1 protein-coding gene is annotated in these 834 nt (G+C 36.8%); it reads left to right on the top strand.

Translation table 11 applies throughout. The features are described from left to right. Positions 1–79 precede the first annotated feature (79 nt). The coding region (locus NE665_RS23825; protein ID WP_256302697.1) for an IS3 family transposase at positions 80–834 on the top strand (755 nt) is incomplete at its 3' end.

Genomic DNA, 834 nt, shown 5'->3' with positions numbered 1-834 from the left:
AGAACGTGATAATAACCTTTTGAATATCAGCTGGCTATGTGAAATAGCTGGTGTATCAAGGTCAGGGTATTATAACTGGATGGGAGGAGGAAAATCGAATAGTGATGAACGTGAAAAGCAGGATCAAGCAGATTTTGAGCTGATTCTGAAGGCTTATAAGCATAGGGGATATGATAAGGGCGCAAGGTCTATTTATATGCGTTTATTACATGATAGAACCGTTATGAATATAAAGAAGATACGTAGACTGATGAAAAAATATAATCTCAAGTGTCCGATTCGAAAAGCAAATCCATATAGACGGATGGCAAAGGCAATCAAAACAGACAGTATTGCGAAAAATGAAGTAAATCGTAACTTTCGTCAAGAACCTAGAAAAGTCATCCTTACCGACATTACATACTTATTTTATGGAAATGGCTCAAAAGCATATCTATCAGTGATGAAGGATGCATATACAAAACAAATATTGTCATATGTAGCCAGCGAGTCTTTAGAGGTTGACTTCGTGCTTGAAACTGTGAATCAACTGATAAAGAACTATGGAAAGGAAATCAATAAGATCAAAACAGAGGCCTATATTCACAGTGATCAGGGATGCCACTATACAAGTATTCCCTTTCGGCAGTTATTAAAGGATAAAAATCTAAGGCAGTCTATGTCAAGAAAAGGCAACTGCTGGGATAATGCACCACAAGAAAGCTTTTTTGGGCATATGAAAGACGAAATAAATATTAGCAGCTGTAACACTTTTAGCGAAGTTAAGACAGTCATAGATGATTATATGGACTATTACAATACAGAACGCTACCAGTGGGACCTTGCGAAACTATC

It is taken from the genome of Clostridium sp. DFI.1.208, from assembly GCF_024463855.1.
Lineage (GTDB): Bacteria > Bacillota_I > Bacilli_A > Erysipelotrichales > Erysipelotrichaceae > Clostridium_AQ.
The sequence above is the reverse complement of the archived record's forward strand: the minus strand, read 5'-3'. Positions and strand labels throughout refer to the sequence as shown.